This is a genomic window from Thalassospira sp. ABD4_177, assembly GCF_056160125.1.
On sequence record NZ_JBSWWO010000001.1, the window covers coordinates 2,258,273 to 2,277,046 of the forward strand.

Genomic DNA, 18,774 nt, shown 5'->3' on the forward strand with positions numbered 1-18,774 from the left:
CTCCTGAACCGGCTGAAAATGGGACGTTCAGTCCTGATGGCCGGGTAACAACACACAATTACGGGCGGCGATATGCATGAATATATCCGCCCCTTCCTGATGGGGGTGGGCATCAATCGGATTGATGACCTGCCAGTCGCGGCCATTGGCCTCGACAAAGTAACGGGCCTGTTGGCCCAGATAGTCAACTGTTTTGACCTTGCCGGGAATGGCGATCACACCATCGGTGGCGCCGTTCTGTTCGGAAAGATCAATTTTTTCGGCCCGGATCACGGCCCGAACGTCTTTCGATCCCTTGGCCTTTGCGGTTTGCTCGTCAGTGGTCAGCAATGTCTCACCGCTTTGAAGCGCCACCTTGGTAAAGGCGGCATCCGGGCTGCCAAGGTTGGCAGCAATTATATTGGAATGTCCAAGGAAATCCGCAACAAAGGCCGATGCCGGATTGTTGTAAACTTCTTCCGGTGCGCCTTCCTGTTCGACAAAGCCATTATTCATCACAACCAGTTTGTCAGACATGGCCAGGGCTTCGGACTGGTCATGGGTGACAAAGACCGTGGCGACACCAAGTTCGCGCTGAATACGTTTCAGTTCCACGCGCATTTCTTCGCGCAGATTGGCATCAAGGGCCGAAAGCGGTTCATCAAGCAGCAAGACGTCGGGCTCAATCACAATCGCACGCGCCAGTGCAATACGCTGCTGCTGGCCACCGGAAAGCTGATTGGGGTAACGGTCGGCGACATGGGGCAACTGAACAAGATCAAGCGCCTTGTTGACCTTGTCGGCGATGTCGGCCTTGGACACCTTGCGGTATTTCAGGCCAAAGGCGATGTTGTCAAAAATCGTCTTGTGCGGGAACAGGGCATAGTTCTGAAACACAAGGCCCAGATTGCGCTTGTGGATCGGCAGGCTGTTGACCCGTTTGCCACGGATCATCAGATCGCCTTCGGTAATGTCGGTCAGACCCGCAATCATGCGCAGCGTCGTCGTCTTGCCACAGCCCGACGGGCCAAGGAAAGTCACAAAGCTGTTGTCGGGAACGGTCAAATCGATGCGTTTCACTGCGGTGAATTCACCATACCGTTTGACGACATTTTGCAGTTCAACGGCGTTGTTTGTGTCTGCCATTGTTAAAGTCCCTGTCTGAATGGGGCCGCACCTGACGACTGGCGGCTAAGGTGTTCCGGCCCAACGCGACGGGCCAGAACACAGTTTCCGATATGCAGGCGGGGCTTAGTAGCCGCGCTGCACACGCGAGAAGGTTTTCGACCATTCACCTTCGTTTTCGTTCCAATACGCCGGATCGAAGAAGCTGAGCGAGGACAGCGTACCGGTCGGATCAAATGCCGGCAGGGTCGGGATGATTTCACCCAGATCGATCTTCTGCGGATCAAGGGCCGGCGGATAGCTCTGACCTTCGGCAACGGCGATTGCCACTTCCGGTTCCAGCATGAAGTTCAGAAGCTCTTCACAGGCGGCCATCGGGCTGCCACGCAGCACGAACAGGCATTCCTGCCAGCCAAGACCACCAGCCGGATCCAGATAACCAATGTCATGACCCTGATCCTGCAACGCCTTGATGCGGCCAGACCAGCCTTCGGTGACATAGATTTCTTCTTCGGCCAGAAGGCTCATCAGTTCCGCGCCCGAAGACCAGTATTTCAGGGCAAGGTCACGGTGTGCACGGATCATGTCCCAAACGGCATCGATGTCCTTGATGTTGTTCGGATCCTGATCAGACTGAAGCGCGCCGTACCAGATACGGGTTTTCCATTCGCCCCAGCCGCCGATTTTGCCTTTATAGGCTTCATCAACCATCAGCTTGGCACCCTTGGCCTTGGCTTCGTCGTCGCTGATATATTTGCGGTTATAGGCAATGCCCGTGGTGCCGTAGTCATACGGAACCGCGGAAATCGTGCCGCCGGTGATCTTGCGAAGTGGCTCAACCAGGGTCGGGATGACGTTTTCAAGGTTCGCAATGTTCGACTCATTGAGTTCCGAGGTCAGCTCCAGACCATGATAGCGGGCATAGTCAAACACGCCCGAAAGGTGGGCGAGGTTGAATTCACCCGGCTGGCTGGCTTTGACACGGGCGATATATTCATCTGCACCACCAAAGGTACCCGAAACCACATCAATGCCGGTTTTCGCGGTATAGGGCGCAAAGGCATGTTTCTCGAATGCTTCGGAAACAACGCCGCCCCAACCGTCAAAACGGACCTGTTCCGGGGTTGCTGCCATCGCCTTGCGGGCCAGCATGCCCATCGGGCCACCGGTAATGCCGGCAGTTACGCCAGCTGCACCCAGTGCGGTCAGGAAAGTACGGCGGCTGATGTCGCCGTCGCGGAAACGGGTAAGTAGGCGTTCATAACGTTTGGTATCGTCCATTTAAGGCCTCCTGATAAAACGATATATCCGTTGATCGGTCTTGTTCTTGGTCGTTGAATTTGTCGTGTTGTTTTTGGTCTTGGCGGTGAACCGCGTTTTGCAAAAATCTTCGTGTTTTGCTCTGTCTATTTTGATGCCCCGGCCTTGCGCATCGCCATGACGCGCGCAATCGATGCCGCAACCAGCGGCAGGGCAATGGTGAAGATCACCATCACAGCACCCAGCGCGTTGATTTCCGGGCTGATGGAGTTGCGCAGCATGGCAAATATCTGGGTCGGGACGGTTTCAACACCGCCCGGCTTCCAGAACAGGGTGCCGGTGATGTCATCAAATGAAATCGTGAAGGCAAACAGCATCCCGGCCATGACGGCAGGCAACATCAGCGGCAAGGTCACTTCAAAGAAGGTCTGCACCGGTGTTGCGCCAAGGCTCATGGCCGCTTCTTCGACATCACGGCGGATGGAGACAAGCCGTGCCTGAACCACCAGCACCACAAAGGGCAGGGTAAAGACCACATGGCCCATCAAAAGAAGCCCGAAGCTTTTTGGCATGGACAGGAACTGCAAAAACAGCAGGAGTGCCACGGCCAGAACGACTTCCGGGATCAGGATTGGGGCAACCAAAAGGGTTGAAATAGTCCGTTTTCCCGGGAAATCGTATCTGACCATGGCAAGTGCTGCGAGGGTCCCAAGCGTCGTGGAAATGGCTGCTGTGAGCACACCAAGCAACAGCGACGTCTTGAATGCCCGTACAATGGCATCATTGTTCCAAAGTGCTTCGAACCAGCGGAAGGAAAAACCTTCGATCGGGAAGCTGCCGAACTGATTGGCGTTAAAGGCCAACAGGATGACGACCGCCACCGGCGCAAACAGGAACAGATAGACTAGGATCGTGGCAATTCGGATTACTGACCAACCGGACATCATCGTACCTCTCCCTTATTTGAAGCTCTTGGCGATCTGATCGATGCCGAGATAGCGGGTGTAGATGACGACCAGTGCCCCCAGAAGGGCCAGCAGGACGAGCGAAAGGGCAGAGCCAAGCGGCCAGTTGAGCTGGGTCACGATGGCTTCGAACACAAGGTTGGCGAACATGGCATCACGCGGCCCGCCCAGAACGATCGGGGTGATATAGGTGCCCGCAGCCAGCACAAAGCACAGCAACGATCCCGCGGCCAAGCCGGGCAGGGAAAGCGGCAGGGTGACTTCGCGAAAGGCCTGAAAACCCGTGCAGCCAAGGCTTTGGGCCGCTTCGGTCAGGTTCTTGTCGATGCCATCAAGGCTGACATAGACGTTCAGGATCATGAAGGGCAGCAGATAATGCACAAGGCCCAGAACCACGGTCTGCTGGTTGTAAAGCATCTGGATCGGGTCATCGATGATGCCCATCGACAACAAAATTGTATTCAGCGCGCCGGATGTGCCCAGAATGTTGATCCACGACATGGTGCGGATGATGTAGCTGATCCAGAAGGGCAGCATCAGCAACAGCAACAAAAACGCCTTGGACTTCATGCGTGTATTGGCAACGAAATAGGCCGGGATATAACCGACAAACGCGCAAATAACCGTGGTGTAAAAGGCGATCAGAAGGGTCTGAAACAGGATGTCGCGATAAAAACGATCACCCAACACTTCGATCCAGTTATCCAGATAGAAGCCGACCTGATCCGCGCCGGTCGACGTGCGCAACCAGAATGAATAAACGACAATGAACAGCATTGGCACGATCAGCAGCAGGCTGATGGTTGCCAGTGATGGTGATAGCAGTAACCACGGAGTCCTGCGGGCTCCGGCGATATCTGCGGCCATTTGTGCCTCCCGTTATTGTCTGCGGTCAGTGCCGCACCCGGTTATTTGGCCGTAAAGAATATGTTGGAGCCATTCCAACCCAGACTTGCACATAGCGCAAATAGATAAGTAGAATAGAACTCATAGCCAATAACTATGTACTTGATCGCCACGTGCAAAAAGGCCCGCAAGATGAACGAGTTAATGCGTCGCCAGTTCGACTGGAATTTGCTCCATACCTTCACCGTTATTGTCGAGGAACGCTCGATTACCGGGGCGGCCAACCGGCTGTTGCTGCGCCAACCCAGTGTCAGCAACGCGCTGAAACGGCTTGAAGATCAGATTGGCGCGCGCCTGATTGACCGTGAACGTGGTCGGTTTGAAGTCACCGAGCAGGGATTGGCGCTTTATCATGAATGTCGTGAAATCTGCGGCGCGATCCGGCGTCTTTCGGACGTGATGTCAGATAGCGGCAATAAGCTGACCGGGCATTTGCACATGTGGCTGGCCAGTCACGTTGTCTTTCCGCCCCTTGATGATGCGCTTTTTGAATTCAATCGTGCCCATCCGGAAGTGACCTATGAGATCGATGTGGCGACCTCGGTCAATGTCGTTGATCAGGTACTTTCACAGCAGGCCAGTTTTGGCATTTGCCTCGTCAAGGAACGTCACCCGAGGTTGGAATATCGCCGGCTTTATCGTGAACATTTCGGCTTCTTCTGTGGCCCGACCCATCACCTGTTTGGCAAAAAGGATCTGACACTGGCCGATTTGCGCAGCGAAGCCTTTGTGTCCTTCGCGACCGACCAGCTAAGCGATGCACTGGCCCCGGTGGCGGTTTTGCGTGCGCAGGAAGGCATGAAGGGCAAGGTTGTCGCGGTCAGTCCGCACCTTGAAGAAGTCCGCCGTTTGATTAATGCTGGGCTTGGCATTGGGCCCTTGCCGATCCACGTTGTGCAAAGTGCAACCGAACGCGGCCAACTTTGGCGTTTGCCGCCCTATATCGAGCCGCCAGCGATTGATATTTACCTTGTGACCAACCCGCGCATGTCGCTTAGCCGGGCGGAGCGATTCTTTATCGAAAACCTGACCGCACGCCTTGATGCGGCCCCGAATGGTTACTTTGTTTATCCGTAGCGCACGTTCACACGATTGGGACTTGCCTGCTGCGCGCGTCTGCGCAAGCATGTGGGCAAATTGAAGTTTGCTGTCAGGACAAGAAATGAAGCTGATCTATTTTTCATGGGTCAAGGACCGCATCGGCATGGCGGAAGAAGCCGTTGATTTGCCGGACAACGTCAAAACGGTTGCCGATCTTCTGGCATGGCTGCCCGGACGCGGGGCGAATTTTGCCAATGCCCTGGCTGATCCGGCGATCATTCGCGTCGCCGTTGATCAGGAATACGCCACCCCCGAATCCGACATCACCAAGGCCACCGAAATCGCCCTGTTTCCGCCGGTCACGGGTGGGTGATTCCGGTCAAGTGACCTGATCGTCGCCTGATGATGGGCTACTGCTCGTTGAACTCACGTCTGCACCACTCGCAGGTGCCACACTGTCATCTCCACTTGCCGGTGGTGCGGTCAGGGGGGCCGGATCATCCGGCGATGGTAGTGGACCGGGATGGGGCGGCGGTGGTGGATCGCCTGCCGGGGGTGCTGCGACTGCGGGCCAGCCTTGGGCATGTTGCAAATAAATCAGATGCCCGTCATGCAATTCCGTAACATAGATTTCTGTCAGGATCGGATGACTACCCCAGACCTCGTCTGATCGGGTATTGACCGGGTTTACGCCCGCATCGCGCTGGGTATATTGCCATGCCGGATTTTCCGGGGCGGCGATATTGTTGCAAAGCCCCAGTGACCAGTGTTCCCAGCTATACCAGTGATCGGATGCCATGACGATTTTGTAGTTGGTCGGGGCAACGGCCGGGGTGAGACCATTGACTATGATGCACAGCTTGGCAAAGGCCAGGCGACAGGCCCGTTCGGCATTTTCATCGAGCTCAACGATCGCGCGGTTGAAATTCTCGGCTATGACGGCGGCCTGATTGTTCGCGGCGACATTGGCATGAAAAGCCACATGAACCCAGTCGGCAAAACCATCCCGAAGCCCGGTCATGATGCCCGCTGCATTGCGCGCGATGGCGCGATCAAAAATCTCGGCTGGTTCGGCATTGCCATGGGCGCTGGGTCCGCCACACAATGCCCATCCCCAGCACGCGGCATCGGGGTAGGGATCCACAAAATCCGCATCCAGCTCGACACCCGCCCCAAGCTCGGCGGATGCCAGGCCCCTTAATTGCAAATCGGTTAGTTGCGCCATCGGTTACCTCTCATCACACACTGTTTAGAGAAGGACGCAAACAAGGGGCGTTTGTGAGACAAAAAAGGCGACCTCATGAAAGGCCGCCTTTTTATAGGTGAGTTTTATTCGCCGATGATCAATCCGCCACAGAAGACGTCTGGGTCAGGCTGTCAAAGAACTCCTTGCGGCCCAGAGTGCCCGATACCTTGCCGTCGCGGGTCAGGATGACCGGGTTCTGGGTGATGGAGCGCATATCAATCAGATCCTTCAGCAGCACATCATCCTGGGCGACAAAGACAATCGAATTATCGGTCGCATCCAGCTCGCTGGGCAGGGTGCCGTCATAATTGATCAGCTTGAGCTCGCCGCGTTCCCCATTATTGGCAGATCGCACAACGCCGTCCTGCAAGGTCACGCGGATATTGGCATCTTCAAGCATCAGCTCACCAACGCCGGCTTTCTGATCACGGCTGATGCGATGCATGATCGCCCGACCGCGCAGGATATTGACCGGGTTCATATGGGCAACAAAGTCGGCCACATAATCATTTGCCGGACGCAGGGCGATATCTTCGGGCGTTCCGTGCTGCACGACATAACCGCCTTCCATGATGGCAATCGAATTGCCGAGCTTCATGGCTTCATCAAGATCATGGCTGACAAACAGGATGGTCTTGTTGAGTTTTTCCTGAAGATCAAGCAACTCGTCCTGCAGACGGTTACGGATCAGCGGATCAAGGGCCGAGAACGGCTCATCCATCAGAAGGATCGGCGCATCGGTTGCAAAGGCGCGCGCTAAGCCCACACGTTGCTGCATACCGCCCGACAGTTCATGGGCATATTTGCTCGCCCACTGATCAAGGCCGACAAGGGCCAGCTTTTCGCGCACGATCTCGCGGCGTTCCGCCGGGCCCATGCCGCCCAGTTCAAGGCCAAAGCCAACATTGTCTTCAACCGTGCGCCATGGGAACAGGCCAAATTGCTGGAAGACCATGGCGACACTTTTGCGCCGAAGATTGCGCAGTGTCATGGAATCACAGCTGGTGACATCGACCATGTCATCACCGGCCCGCACGCGAAGCGATCCGCGCGATACGGCATTAAGCCCATTCACACAGCGCAGGAGCGATGACTTGCCCGATCCCGACAGCCCCATCAGGACGCAAATTTCGCCTTCAGGGACGTCAAAGCTGACATCGGCAACACCAAGCACATTGTTGGTGGCTGCGGCAATCTCTTCGCGGGTTTTGCCTTCGTCGAGCAGCTTGAGGGATTCTGCCTGACGGTTGCCAAAGATCACGTCGATATTATCGAATTCAACAGCATTGCTCATGATCACTGCCCCGAAGTTTCGTTGTTGTCACGACGGCAGATGCGATCAAGCACGATGGCAAGGATCACAATCGCAAGACCGGCTTCAAAGCCCTGTGCGACATTCACGGTGTTCAGTGCACGCACAACCGGCTTGCCCAAACCATCCGCACCGACAAGGGCGGCGATCACCACCATGGAGAGCGACAGCATGATACATTGCGTCAGCCCCGCCATGATCGAAGGCATGGCTGATGGCAGTTCGACCTTGAACAGCAACTGGCGCGGTGTGCAGCCAAAGCTTTCACCAGCTTCCAGAAGCGCCTTGGGCGTGTTGGAAATGCCAAGATGGGTCAGGCGGATCGGGGCGGCGATGGCAAAGATCACGGTCGAAATAAGACCGGGCACAACGCCAAGCCCGAACAGGATCAGGGTCGGGATCAGATAGACGAATGTCGGGATCGTCTGCATCAGATCAAGAACCGGCCGCATTGCCTGATAAAGCCATGGACGATGGGCCGATGCCACGCCAAGCGGTACACCGATCAACATGCAAAACAGCGTCGCATAGATCACCAGCGCCAGCGTTTCCATGGTTTCTTCCCAGTAGCCAAGATTGACCACAAGCAGCAGGGACAAAACAGTGAACGCCGTCAGCTTCCATGATTTATGCAGCACGGTTGCCAGAATCCCGAAGGCGGCAATCACCAGCAGGGCCGGGAGCCACACCAGAAAATCGATGGTGTTTTCAATGATGAATTCAAGAACATCAGAGATGGTATAGAACACGAAATCAGCATGTTCGTTCAGCGCATCCATCAGGGACGATATCCACTGTCCCAGCGGAATTTTCGTTTCCGTGAGCCATTCCATGCAAAAATATCCGTTCAATGAGAATTAAGAAAAATACAATCGATGCGCCCAAATTGGCCGGAAATCGGCTTTGGGCGCATCGGTGAAATCAAGCCTGTGGCTTAAAGGCCAAGGTCGCCTTTAAGGGCAGCTTCTGCGTCACCACCGTCAAAGGTGGTCACACCGTCAAGCCATGCATAGGCAGCTTCCGGGTTGTCTTTCAGCCATGCGGTTGCGGCTTCTGCCGGATCGGTCCCTTCGTTCAGGATCGCATCCATGATTTCGTTTTCCATGGCGAGGCTGAATTCAAGGTTGGTGACGAATTTACCCGCATTCGGGCAGTCGTCGGTGTAACCGGCACGCAGGTTGGTGTGAACGGTGGCGCCGCCAAAGTTCGGGCCAAATACGTCATCGCCACCATCAAGATAGGCCATGTCGTATTTTGCGTTCATCGGGTGCGGTTCCCAACCCAGGAAGACGATGAACTGATCGCGCGAGGATTTGCGCTTTACCTCGGCCAGCATGCCCTGTTCTGAGGATTCAACGAGTTCAAATTCGCCCAGACCGAACTGGTCGCTATCGATCATGTCCTGGATAAGACGGTTGCCGTCATTGCCCGGCTCGATACCATAGATCTCGCCGTCGAGCTCGTCGTTGAATTTGGCGATATCGGCAAAGTCTTTCAGGCCCGCGTCAAAGGCATTCTGGGTGACAGCCAGGGTGTATTTCGCACCTTCAAGGTTTGCACCGGTTGAAACAACCGTGCCCGCATCGAGATAGGGTTGAATGTCAGCAGCCATGGTCGGCATCCAGTTGCCCAGGAAGACGTCAACGTCGCCATTGGCAAGGCTGGTATAGGTGACCGGAACCGACAGAAGTTCGGTTTCAGCGGTATAGCCGAGCGCTTCGAGGATGACCGATGCAGTTGCCGTGGTTGCCGTGATGTCGGTCCAGCCAACATCAGAGAAGGTCACGGTTTTGCACGCATCGCTATCGGCGGCTTTGGCACCAGCAGCACCCAGAAGGGTGGTTGCAATAATGGTGCTGCCAAGAAGGCGGCCGAACGTGGAAAGATTGGTCATGCTTCTGGTTCTCCCTTGTATAAACCTAATGTTACTGACGCCCAGATGAGGACGGCCGTCAGAAGACTCTCGGTTCCGGAGGCCAGACGAACATCAACGCAACAAACATGTCGCCAACACTCGCCCAGAGCCATCAGTCACGTTCCCCCGAACGCAATTGATGGGCCGGAATAATCACAAAAACAGCCGAATGGCCGCGCAGCAAAGGTTTAAACCCCTGAGAAACGCGCCGCCCATATCGGCGTGTTTTTATTGATTGATTGTTCAATTAAATTACAGCATATTCTGGTTACGTCAATTGCGAAGGATTAAAAACTGCGTTTTATCCCGATGAAGCGGTTCTAAACCCTTCGCAACGCAGAGGATTGGATGACTTAATGCCCAAGGTTGGTATGCAGCCTGTTCGCCGCAGGCAGTTGATCGACGCGACGATTGAAACCATTCACCAGCACGGATTCGCCGATACGACAATCGCCCGTATCGCGAAGGCTGCGGGGATGTCGTCGGGTATTATTTCGCATTATTTTGGCGGCAAGAACGCGTTGCTCGAAGCAACCATGCGCTCGCTGATGCAGGATTTGCGCAAGGACTATCTGGTGCGTCTGGCAACCGCCAAAACGCCGATAGACCGTCTTGAGGCCATCATCAACACCAACTTCAACGAAGAACAGTTCACCCCGCAGGTGACGGTGGCGTGGCTGTCCTTCTGGGCGCAGGTGCCGTTCTCCGAAGCCTTGAGCCGACTGAACACGATCTATTTTCAGCGCCTCGCTTCGAACCTGCGTCATGAGCTGCGCCAATTGACGACCGAGGAATGCGCCGATGACATTTCAGCCGTAATCGCCGCCATGGTGGACGGAATCTGGGTGCGCACCGGCCTGTCACACGGCAAATCGGATATCGCCGGGGCGCGCAAAATGGTGCTGGGCACCGTGCGCATGTATCTGGCGAATTCGCCAAGCCGTTAAATGCAATCGAACCATAGAAACGTTCAAGGCTGCCGATCAAACGTGCAGCCAGCAGGAGTTTTAAGATGAGCCTTTATCAAATCCAGAATTTCATCAACGGCAAGAAAACCCAAGGGTCGGGCGCGGAAATGGTTACGCTGAACCCCGCGACCAATACCGTCCTTGCCAAGGGTAATGAAAGCACCGCTGCTGATGTCGATGCCGCGGTCAAGGCGGCACGCGCCGGGTTCGAAATCTGGAAAAACACCCCGGCTGCCGAACGGGCCCGTGTGTTGTTCAAGGCAGCCCAAATCCTGCGTGATCGCAATGATGAACTGGCCCTGGTTGAAACCCGTGATACCGGCCGTGCCATTCAGGAAACCGAGATTGTCGATGTGGTTTCCGGTGTTGAATGCCTTGAATATTTCGCCGGTGTCGCCGGAAGCCTTGCCGGCGAACATATCGACCTTGCCGGGAACTTTGCCTATACCCGCCGCGAAGCGGTTGGCGTCTGTGGTGCCATTGGCGCCTGGAACTATCCGATCCAGATTGCGTGCTGGAAAGCCGCACCGGCGCTGGCATGTGGTAACTCAGTTGTCTACAAGCCGTCCGAAACCACGCCGCTGTCTGCGATTGCCGTGGCCGAGGCCCTTCAGGAAGCCGGTCTTCCAGATGGTGTCTATAACGTTGTGCAGGGCGCACGTGAAAGCGGTGCTGCGCTGGTTGAACATCCGGGCGTGGATAAGATTTCGCTCACTGGTTCGGCCGCAACCGGTGCCAAGGTGGCATCCGTTGCAGCAGGCGGCATGAAGGCCGTCACCATGGAACTTGGTGGCAAATCGCCGATGATCGTGTTTGAAGACGCTGATCTGGACAACGCTGTTTCCGGCGCACAGATGGCGAACTTCTATTCGTCGGGTCAGATTTGCTCGAACGGGACGCGTGTGTTCGTTCATGAAAGCGTTGCCGATGCCTTCATCGAAAAACTGATCGCGCGTTCCAAGGATCTGGTTCTTGGCGATCCGGAAAAACCTGAAACCCAGGTCGGCCCGATTGTCACCAAGGCACAGTACGAACAGGTCATGTCCTATATCGAAAAGGGCAAGGCCGAGGGGGCGAAATGCGTTCTGGGTGGTCATGCCGTGTCTGAGGGCATGCCAGAAGGTGGCCTGTTTGTTGCCCCGACCGTCTTTACAGGTTGCTCTGACGACATGACCATCGTGCGCGAGGAAATCTTTGGTCCGGTGATGTCGGTTCTGACCTTTAGCGAAGAAGACGAGGCGATCAAACGTGCCAATGACACCCAATACGGTCTGGCAGCAGGTGTGTTCACCAAGGATCTGTCGCGCGGCCATCGCGTCGTTGCCCGTCTTGAGGCCGGCACCTGCTGGATCAACACCTATAACATTACCCCGATCGAGATGCCGTTTGGCGGTGTCAAGAAATCGGGCGTTGGCCGCGAAAACGGCCGTGCGGCGATTGAATATTATACCCGCATCAAATCCGTTTATGTCGAAACCGGCGATGTCGAGGCCCCTTACTAAGGGGCCTGGGGCCCGGCCCTGGATCAACCAACGTCGCCAAACACTCACCGGCTGCCCACACAGCACGACCAAACAAGGGATCAGAAATGACGACCCCAACGACCACTGAAAGCTATGATTACGTGATTGTCGGATCCGGTTCGGCAGGGGCTGTGCTTGCCAACCGACTGACCGAAGACCCTGAAGTCAAGGTACTGGTTGTCGAAGCCGGACCGAAGGATCACTGGTGGGACTGGCGTATCCATATGCCGACCGCATTGTCCTATCCGATGCAGTCGGAAACCTATAACTGGGCCTATTGGACAACGCCGCAGCCCAACCTCAATAACCGCCGCATGGAAACCCCGCGCGGACGCGTTTATGGCGGTTCAAGCTCGATCAACGGCATGGCCTATGTCCGTGGTCATGCCCTTGATTACAATCGCTGGGCCGAAGAGGACGCCGCACTCAAGGAATGGGATTATGCGCGCTGCCTGCCATATTTCCGTCGCGCAAATACGCGCAACGAAGACACCGAAGGTGACGAGTATCATGGTGGCGATGGCCCGCTGCATGTGACCACAGGTGCGTGTCAGAATGACCTGCACAAGGCATGGATCAAGGCCGGTCAGCAGGCCGGATATGAATTCACCCCCGATCAGAATGGCTATCGCCAGGAAGGTCTCGGCACCATGGACATGACGGTCTATAAGGGCCGCCGCTGGTCAACCGCGCGTGCCTATCTGCATCCGGCAATGAAGCGCCCGAACCTCACTGTTTACCACAAGGCACTGGCGCAAAACATTGTTTTCGAAGGAAAACGTGCCATTGGTCTCGACTTCACCCATGAAGGAGAGCTCAAGCGTGCGGTGGTTGATCGCGAAGTGATTATCTCGGCCGGTTCGATCAACTCGCCCAAGCTTCTGATGTTGTCGGGCATTGGTCCGGCGGCGCATCTGCGTGAACATGGCATTGATGTTGTCCATGACCTGCCTGGTGTGGGTGAAAACCTTCAGGACCATCTGGAACTTTATGTTCAGATGGAATGCACCAAACCGATCAGCCTCAACAGCAAGCTTGATTGGTGGAACAAGCTCAAGATCGGGGTTGAATGGTATCTGTTCAAAACCGGCCTTGGCGCGACCAACCATTTCGAAGCCGGTGGATTTATCCGTTCCAGGGCGGGCGTGAAGCACCCGGATCTGCAATACCACTTCATGCCAGCCGCGATTAACTATAACGGCTCCAAGGCGGCTGAAAAGGATGGCTTCCAGGCCCATATCGGCCCGATGCGTTCCAAGTCGCGCGGCACGGTGCGTTTGGCATCCGCCAATCCCAAGGATCGCCCGATCATTGATCCGAACTATATGAGCCACCCGGAAGACTGGGAAGAAATGCGCGCGTCAGTCCGTCTGACCCGCGAAATCTTTGCTCAGGAAGCCTTTGCCGATCTCAGTGGCGGTGAAATTGCCCCGGGCAAGGATATCCAGACCGATGAACAGATCGATGCCTGGGTCGCCGATCACGCCGAAAGTGCTTATCACCCGTCCTGTTCGTGCAAGATGGGCAGTGACGAGATGTCGGTGGTAGACGCGAATACCCGCGTACATGGCGTTGAAGGTCTCCGCGTCGTCGACAGTTCAATCATGCCGACGATTGTGACCGGCAACCTCAATGCACCAACCATTATGGTCGGTGAAAAGGCAGCCGACATCATTCGTGGCAAAACGCCCTTGGCCCCGTCAAATGCACCTTATTTCGTGCATCCGGAATGGGAAACCAAACAGCGCTAAGACCGACCGTTTCAATTGGTCTGATGATTTCCCCGGTCTGTCTTGCGATGGATCGGGGATTTTTTTATGGCGGCTTCACGGTTGCGAATGCAACTGTATGTCGTCGGTAAACGCCAGAAGACTCTGATTTTTAACGCACTGCTTTGCGAAACACGCAAGAATCATCGCCGCAGGTATCGCGCTTTGTCCGCGACTTTGCGCAATCGGTTTTCCTCGCTCCGGCTGGTTTTGGCATAATCGGTGAAAAGCGGGTGTGGGGCCCGAAAATCGGCAGTTTTTCCTTGATAGGGCGCGCGGATTGGGCAGGATAAGCCCACATTCAATGCGCCCCAACAACAAATGTGAGGGTTCCTCATGTTCACCCCGAATTTACTGACCGCCAATGACCGGGCAGGCCAATATCCTGATTCCTATTATGCCGCGACGGCCAACGCGACCGCGCCGTTTGCCAAGCTTCAAGGGGATCAGACCTGCGACATTGTGGTGATCGGCGGCGGTTTTACGGGGCTGTCATCGGCGCTGCATCTGGCAGAACGCGGCTATGACGTGATTTTGCTCGAAGCCCATCGCGTGGGCTGGGGCGCGTCAGGTCGCAATGGCGGGCAGGTCGGATCGGGCCAGCGCCGCGAACAGGATGAACTTGAAAAGATGGTCGGGCGCGATGATGCCCGCAAACTTTGGGATATTGCCGAAGAGTCTAAGGACATCGTCAAGGCCCTGATTGCCAAGCATGACATCAAGTGTGACTGGAAACCGGGCATCTTGCATGCCGACCATCGTGCGCGCTTTGTCGAAGATACCCATGCCTATGCCGAAAAGCTTCAGACCGAATATGGCTATGAAGATATTCGTTCTGTTGATCGTGCTGAAATGCGCGAGATGGTCGGAACCGAGTTTTATCACGGCGGATCGCTTGATAAGGGGGCGGGGCATTTGCATCCGCTGAATTTCGCGCTGGGTCTGGCGGATGCCGCCCGCGCAGCAGGCGCGCGAATTTTCGAAGAAGCGGTCGTTACCGGTTATGAAAATCAGGCAGGCAAGGTCACGGTCAAAACCGCAAAGGGTGCAGTTGTGACGGCCAACAAGATGATCCTTGGCTGCAATGGCTATCTCGATGCGCTGGAAGATCGCGTGGCGAAACGTGTCATGCCGATCAATAATTTCGTCATCGCGACCAAACCGCTTGGTGATGATCTGGCACGCGAACTGATCCGAGATGATGTTGCGGTGGCAGACTCAAAGTTCGTGATCAACTATTACCGGCTCAGTGCTGATAAACGCATGCTGTTTGGCGGTGGGGAAACCTATGGCTATACCTTCCCCAAAGACATCAAGGCGTTTGTTTCGCCGCATATGTTGGAGGTCTATCCGCAGCTCAAAGACGTGAAGATTGATTATGGCTGGGGCGGGACATTGGCCATCACCATGAACCGCATGCCGTTTTTCGCCAAGGTCGATGACAACATCTTCACGGCGACCGGCTATTCCGGTCACGGGGTGGCGATGGCGACCCTGGCCGGGCAAATCATGGCCGACGCCGTGGTCGGCACCATGGAACGGTTTGACGTGATGTCCAATGTCAAAACGCCAATCTTCCCGGGCGGGAAGATGTTGCGCTTCCCGATGCTGGTCGCCGCCATGCTGTGGTATTCAATCCGAGACAAGCTGTAAGACGGGTGCAGGCGCGATTTACGCCGTATCGCGCCTGAGGTCTTCGTTTTCACGCGCACGCTCATCAGCGCGATCCGAATTCTCGTCATTGTTGGGGACGGGCGTCGTTGCTGTCACGTCCAATGCGTCTGATGCACCGCGTGCAGTCAGTTTCGATTTGGTTTTCTTCCAGCTGTCGGGTTTGAGGGCCAGCGTTGTGGCATCGCTAAATGAAACGTCATACCCGCGGTTTAAGGCAGCCTGCATGGTTGCATTCACGCAGTAATCCCCATCCAGACCGACAATGATCAGCTTGCCGACCTTTTGACGGTCCAGAACGCGATCCAGCTCCGGCTCGCTAAAGCCATCGGCGCGCGATTTGACGATATCATGGTCGATGTCGCCATTCAGGCGCGCGTCAAGATCAAGTCCCTTGGATGTCGGGCTGCCGCGACCATCATTGAGCAGTTTCATCAGGAAGTTCATGTACCAGCCACGGAATGTCTGGCGGATCGAAATCACCGGAGATCCGTTGGCATTGGCAGTTTCCACCAGACCATTGATCGCGGAAATCAGTTTTTCGACCATATCCGGGGCATAGGCATTCTTGCCGGTCGCGTTGGTGAAATCCTCTTGCAGGTCAACAATCAGAAGCGCGCTATTGGGGCGCTCTGAGAGGTTGATCTTTTTGCCCTTGCTCGGGGTTAGGTGATGGCGATGGCCATAGAGGGTGTAGGCGATTACACCAATCAGCAAAATGACAATAAGAGTGATCACTGACCACATGTGCAGGCTCTCCGTTTCGGCGTCTCAAGTCTCGTCGTGAAGGCGTTGGGAAACCGGATCGGGAGACTGAAAGCAAAACGGCTGCTGACGGTTCCATAAAGCGCACGGCGTCACCCGAACCAAAAGGGGCAGGGGTGTTACGCCAGATGTATCCGATTTTTTGAATGCCGGGTGCCGCATTGCGGCGCGTCTTTTTGACGTCGCGATCAGAACTGTATTTTCGCAGTCTTCCGGCATTCCCCATAACCAAATGAAATCGCAATCGATTCAATTTGTCAATGTAACTGACAAAAGGCAGCGCATCCCTTGCTCAGGGCTGCGTGGTTACATTGCCTTGGTCATGTAACGTTCGGGGATCAGTTTGGTTCCCAATTTGATACGGGATCATAGCGTTCACCCTTCGACAGGATCACGCCATTATGCGCGGCGATACCGATTTCAAAGCTCGACGCAATGCGAAGCGCGCGTTCCATGAAGTGCTTGGCAGCCGGTTCATCGCAATATTCTGACAGCGTCTGGGCAAACAGTTGCAGCCAGCGATCAAAATGATGTCGGGTGATTTTAAGCGGCAAATGCTTTTGCATCGGGCGGCCGTCATAATGTCCGGTCGCAAGTGCCACCGACGACCAGAACATCACCATGCGATCAAGGTGATGGTCCCAGTTATCGACTTTTTCCTCAAACACCGGGCCAAGAAGTTCGTCACCGCGCACCTTGGCGTAAAAGCCATGCACGATGTTCTTGATCATGTCCGTATCAATGCCGGTATCGTCCTTGATGCGGCGCGTTGCGATTTCGCGACGTTCCTTGATTTCGGCAAGGGTTGGCTGTTTTTCGGACATGGGTTTTTGCCTGTTCTGCGCATCAACTGGAATTGCTTTAAGTCATAAAGCGATCACTCGACATGACATATGTCACTTTGTCGGCGAACGCAAACAGATCACCTGGAAGATCAAAACAGATCAGGCAAACCGGTCATGCAGGCCGTAATAGCGATATCCGACCGAACGTGCGACACGGCGCAAGGCCGGCATCGGGAATTTGCCCATCGGGGTGGTCATCACCGCCCCGATATCCTCATCATCACTGATGCCGAGCATCCGCTCCGCCAAAAGCTTGCCGCCCAGATTTGCCATCGCAACCCCGTTGCCATGCCACGCAAGGGCCGTCCAGACATCATGATGGCCCGGAACCCGCCCGATATAAGGCCGCCAGCTTTGGGACAGGCAGGCAAGCCCGTTCCAGTGATGGGTAAAGGCAACATCCTGCCATGCCGGGAACATGCGTTTGAAGTTATCAAGAAGGTCGCGTTTTCCCGCCGCAAAGGCCTTGGGCGTTGCGGTGATGCCGCCGCGTCCACCAAACAGGAACCGATTGTCGGGAAGCTTGCGGAAGTAATGCAGCAGGATGCGGCTATCAAACGCCATCAGATCGCTGGTCCAGCCCTGATTTGCCAACTCGTCCTTGCGTAGCGGGCGGGTAATCAGGATACCGGAAAAGACCGGCATCAAACGCCCGCCAATCCAGTCCGGCAGGTTTTCCGCGCTATAACCGTTGGTGGCGATAACGATCTTGTTGGCACGGATCTGGGTGTTGCCAGCATGCAGACGATAGATATCGCCATCTTCTTCAAACCGCTCGATGGTGGCCTGTTCGAATATCCGAACACCAGCACGCACGCATTGTTCATGCAGGCCAGCAACATATTTCATCGGGTTGATGCCAAAGCCCGCTTTGACATGCAAACCGCCATAGGTTTCTGCCGTATTAAGGCCGCGTTCCGAAAGCGCATCGCGATCAAAAAACTCGGTCTTGATGTTGGTAAAATGCGCGAGTTCCTTGGCTTCGTGCTTAAGCTCCGCCACTCGATTGGGTTTGTGGGCCAGAACCACTTCGCCGTTCGAATGGCGATCCGCATCGATGTTCCAGTCGCTCAGGCGGTGATCGACCAGATTGATGGCGTCACGTTGATGACGGGCAAACTGCTTGGCGGCGTCATCGCCAAAGGTCTTTGCCAGTGCGCCAAATCCCTTGCCACTACCACCCATGCAGCAAAAACCCCCATTGCGCCCGGATGCACCCCAACCGGACCGGCCGGCGTCAAATACCGCAACATCCGCACCATTTTTTGCCAGTTCCAATGCTGCCGACAGGCCGCAATAGCCGCCACCGATGATGGCGATATCGGCTTTAAGCTGACCTTCTTCAGGCAGGGTTTCACAAGCGGGCAGTGGGGATGCGCTTTCCACCCAATAGCTGTCTGGCAGGGTGTCGGTGCGATAGGCGGCGGGCTGATAAATGCGTTTTAGCATGGTGGGCTCTTTTGGGGCGTGGGTATTATGTGGGG

The 18,774-nt window shown here is 55.4% G+C and carries 17 protein-coding genes; 6 read left to right on the forward strand and 11 right to left on the reverse strand.

What is annotated here, in order from left to right; translation table 11 throughout:
* Window positions 1-27: 27 nt before the first annotated feature.
* The 4 genes from ACXAF0_RS10305 to ACXAF0_RS10320 form a co-directional block, all read right to left on the reverse strand.
* Window positions 28-1,125, reverse strand: a complete 1,098-nt coding sequence (locus tag ACXAF0_RS10305; protein ID WP_475345776.1) for an ABC transporter ATP-binding protein — start codon at window positions 1,123-1,125, stop codon at window positions 28-30.
* Window positions 1,126-1,230: 105 nt separating this feature from the next.
* The gene (locus ACXAF0_RS10310; RefSeq protein ID WP_475345777.1) at window positions 1,231-2,385 is read right to left on the reverse strand and encodes an extracellular solute-binding protein; all 1,155 of its coding nucleotides are present in this window, start codon (window positions 2,383-2,385) and stop codon (window positions 1,231-1,233) included.
* 125 nt (window positions 2,386-2,510) lie between these two features.
* A complete protein-coding gene (locus ACXAF0_RS10315) occupies window positions 2,511-3,311 on the reverse strand; it encodes an ABC transporter permease (protein ID WP_475345778.1) in 801 nt (266 codons plus the stop codon).
* 12 nt (window positions 3,312-3,323) lie between these two features.
* Entirely contained in the window at window positions 3,324-4,196 is an 873-nt protein-coding gene (locus ACXAF0_RS10320) for an ABC transporter permease (RefSeq protein ID WP_475345779.1), read from the reverse strand.
* 171 nt (window positions 4,197-4,367) lie between these two features.
* Between ACXAF0_RS10320 and ACXAF0_RS10325 the strand changes: the two genes are divergently transcribed.
* Window positions 4,368-5,312, forward strand: a complete 945-nt coding sequence (locus ACXAF0_RS10325) for a LysR family transcriptional regulator (protein ID WP_475345780.1) — start codon at window positions 4,368-4,370, stop codon at window positions 5,310-5,312.
* An 85-nt stretch (window positions 5,313-5,397) separates the two neighbouring features.
* The gene (gene moaD, locus ACXAF0_RS10330; protein ID WP_475345781.1) at window positions 5,398-5,649 is read left to right on the forward strand and encodes a molybdopterin converting factor subunit 1; all 252 of its coding nucleotides are present in this window, start codon (window positions 5,398-5,400) and stop codon (window positions 5,647-5,649) included.
* A gap of 6 nt (window positions 5,650-5,655) precedes the next feature.
* On the opposite strand, the gene ACXAF0_RS10335 is transcribed toward moaD, so the two are convergent.
* From ACXAF0_RS10335 to ACXAF0_RS10350, 4 genes are all read right to left on the reverse strand, one after another.
* The gene (locus ACXAF0_RS10335; protein WP_475345782.1) at window positions 5,656-6,501 is read right to left on the reverse strand and encodes a hypothetical protein; all 846 of its coding nucleotides are present in this window, start codon (window positions 6,499-6,501) and stop codon (window positions 5,656-5,658) included.
* A gap of 118 nt (window positions 6,502-6,619) precedes the next feature.
* Window positions 6,620-7,816, reverse strand: coding sequence for a choline ABC transporter ATP-binding protein (gene choV, locus ACXAF0_RS10340; RefSeq protein ID WP_475345783.1), 1,197 nt, complete (start codon window positions 7,814-7,816; stop codon window positions 6,620-6,622).
* A 2-nt stretch (window positions 7,817-7,818) separates the two neighbouring features.
* Window positions 7,819-8,667, reverse strand: coding sequence for a choline ABC transporter permease subunit (gene choW, locus ACXAF0_RS10345; protein ID WP_475345785.1), 849 nt, complete (start codon window positions 8,665-8,667; stop codon window positions 7,819-7,821).
* 101 nt (window positions 8,668-8,768) lie between these two features.
* Window positions 8,769-9,728, reverse strand: coding sequence for a choline ABC transporter substrate-binding protein (locus tag ACXAF0_RS10350; RefSeq protein WP_475345786.1), 960 nt, complete (start codon window positions 9,726-9,728; stop codon window positions 8,769-8,771).
* A 377-nt stretch (window positions 9,729-10,105) separates the two neighbouring features.
* On the opposite strand from ACXAF0_RS10350, the gene betI reads away from it, so the two are divergent.
* From betI to ACXAF0_RS10370, 4 genes are all read left to right on the forward strand, one after another.
* Window positions 10,106-10,696: a choline-binding transcriptional repressor BetI gene (gene betI / locus ACXAF0_RS10355; protein ID WP_475345787.1), complete on the forward strand. Its 591-nt coding sequence runs from the start codon at window positions 10,106-10,108 to the stop codon at window positions 10,694-10,696.
* Between the two features lie 65 nt (window positions 10,697-10,761).
* Window positions 10,762-12,219 (forward strand): betaine-aldehyde dehydrogenase, encoded by a 1,458-nt coding sequence (betB, locus tag ACXAF0_RS10360; protein ID WP_475345788.1) that lies wholly within the window; start codon window positions 10,762-10,764, stop codon window positions 12,217-12,219.
* 86 nt (window positions 12,220-12,305) lie between these two features.
* The gene (betA, locus tag ACXAF0_RS10365) at window positions 12,306-13,991 is read left to right on the forward strand and encodes a choline dehydrogenase (RefSeq protein WP_475345789.1); all 1,686 of its coding nucleotides are present in this window, start codon (window positions 12,306-12,308) and stop codon (window positions 13,989-13,991) included.
* Between the two features lie 354 nt (window positions 13,992-14,345).
* Complete coding sequence (locus tag ACXAF0_RS10370) at window positions 14,346-15,662, forward strand: NAD(P)/FAD-dependent oxidoreductase (RefSeq protein WP_475345790.1); 1,317 nt, start codon at window positions 14,346-14,348, stop codon at window positions 15,660-15,662.
* A gap of 18 nt (window positions 15,663-15,680) precedes the next feature.
* Here the strand turns inward: ACXAF0_RS10370 and ACXAF0_RS10375 are convergent, their stop codons facing one another.
* The 3 genes from ACXAF0_RS10375 to ACXAF0_RS10385 all read right to left on the reverse strand — a co-directional run bounded on the left by ACXAF0_RS10375 (window position 15,681) and on the right by ACXAF0_RS10385 (window position 18,739).
* On the reverse strand, window positions 15,681-16,427 hold the full coding sequence (locus tag ACXAF0_RS10375) for a cysteine hydrolase family protein (RefSeq protein WP_475345791.1): 747 nt from the start codon (window positions 16,425-16,427) through the stop codon (window positions 15,681-15,683).
* A gap of 356 nt (window positions 16,428-16,783) precedes the next feature.
* Window positions 16,784-17,269, reverse strand: a complete 486-nt coding sequence (locus ACXAF0_RS10380) for a group III truncated hemoglobin (RefSeq protein ID WP_475345792.1) — start codon at window positions 17,267-17,269, stop codon at window positions 16,784-16,786.
* A gap of 120 nt (window positions 17,270-17,389) precedes the next feature.
* Window positions 17,390-18,739, reverse strand: a complete 1,350-nt coding sequence (locus ACXAF0_RS10385; protein WP_475345793.1) for an NAD(P)/FAD-dependent oxidoreductase — start codon at window positions 18,737-18,739, stop codon at window positions 17,390-17,392.
* Window positions 18,740-18,774 lie beyond the last annotated feature (35 nt).

Coding starts and splice junctions, on each gene's coding strand:
- ACXAF0_RS10305 (WP_475345776.1), bottom strand. CDS start 1,125: ATGGCAGACACAAACAACGCCGTTGAACTGCAAAATGTCGTCAAACGG.
- ACXAF0_RS10310 (WP_475345777.1), bottom strand. CDS start 2,385: ATGGACGATACCAAACGTTATGAACGCCTACTTACCCGTTTCCGCGAC.
- ACXAF0_RS10315 (WP_475345778.1), bottom strand. CDS start 3,311: ATGATGTCCGGTTGGTCAGTAATCCGAATTGCCACGATCCTAGTCTAT.
- ACXAF0_RS10320 (WP_475345779.1), bottom strand. CDS start 4,196: ATGGCCGCAGATATCGCCGGAGCCCGCAGGACTCCGTGGTTACTGCTA.
- ACXAF0_RS10325 (WP_475345780.1), top strand. CDS start 4,368: ATGAACGAGTTAATGCGTCGCCAGTTCGACTGGAATTTGCTCCATACC.
- moaD (WP_475345781.1), top strand. CDS start 5,398: ATGAAGCTGATCTATTTTTCATGGGTCAAGGACCGCATCGGCATGGCG.
- ACXAF0_RS10335 (WP_475345782.1), bottom strand. CDS start 6,501: ATGGCGCAACTAACCGATTTGCAATTAAGGGGCCTGGCATCCGCCGAG.
- choV (WP_475345783.1), bottom strand. CDS start 7,816: ATGAGCAATGCTGTTGAATTCGATAATATCGACGTGATCTTTGGCAAC.
- choW (WP_475345785.1), bottom strand. CDS start 8,667: ATGGAATGGCTCACGGAAACGAAAATTCCGCTGGGACAGTGGATATCG.
- ACXAF0_RS10350 (WP_475345786.1), bottom strand. CDS start 9,728: ATGACCAATCTTTCCACGTTCGGCCGCCTTCTTGGCAGCACCATTATT.
- betI (WP_475345787.1), top strand. CDS start 10,106: ATGCCCAAGGTTGGTATGCAGCCTGTTCGCCGCAGGCAGTTGATCGAC.
- betB (WP_475345788.1), top strand. CDS start 10,762: ATGAGCCTTTATCAAATCCAGAATTTCATCAACGGCAAGAAAACCCAA.
- betA (WP_475345789.1), top strand. CDS start 12,306: ATGACGACCCCAACGACCACTGAAAGCTATGATTACGTGATTGTCGGA.
- ACXAF0_RS10370 (WP_475345790.1), top strand. CDS start 14,346: ATGTTCACCCCGAATTTACTGACCGCCAATGACCGGGCAGGCCAATAT.
- ACXAF0_RS10375 (WP_475345791.1), bottom strand. CDS start 16,427: ATGTGGTCAGTGATCACTCTTATTGTCATTTTGCTGATTGGTGTAATC.
- ACXAF0_RS10380 (WP_475345792.1), bottom strand. CDS start 17,269: ATGTCCGAAAAACAGCCAACCCTTGCCGAAATCAAGGAACGTCGCGAA.
- ACXAF0_RS10385 (WP_475345793.1), bottom strand. CDS start 18,739: ATGCTAAAACGCATTTATCAGCCCGCCGCCTATCGCACCGACACCCTG.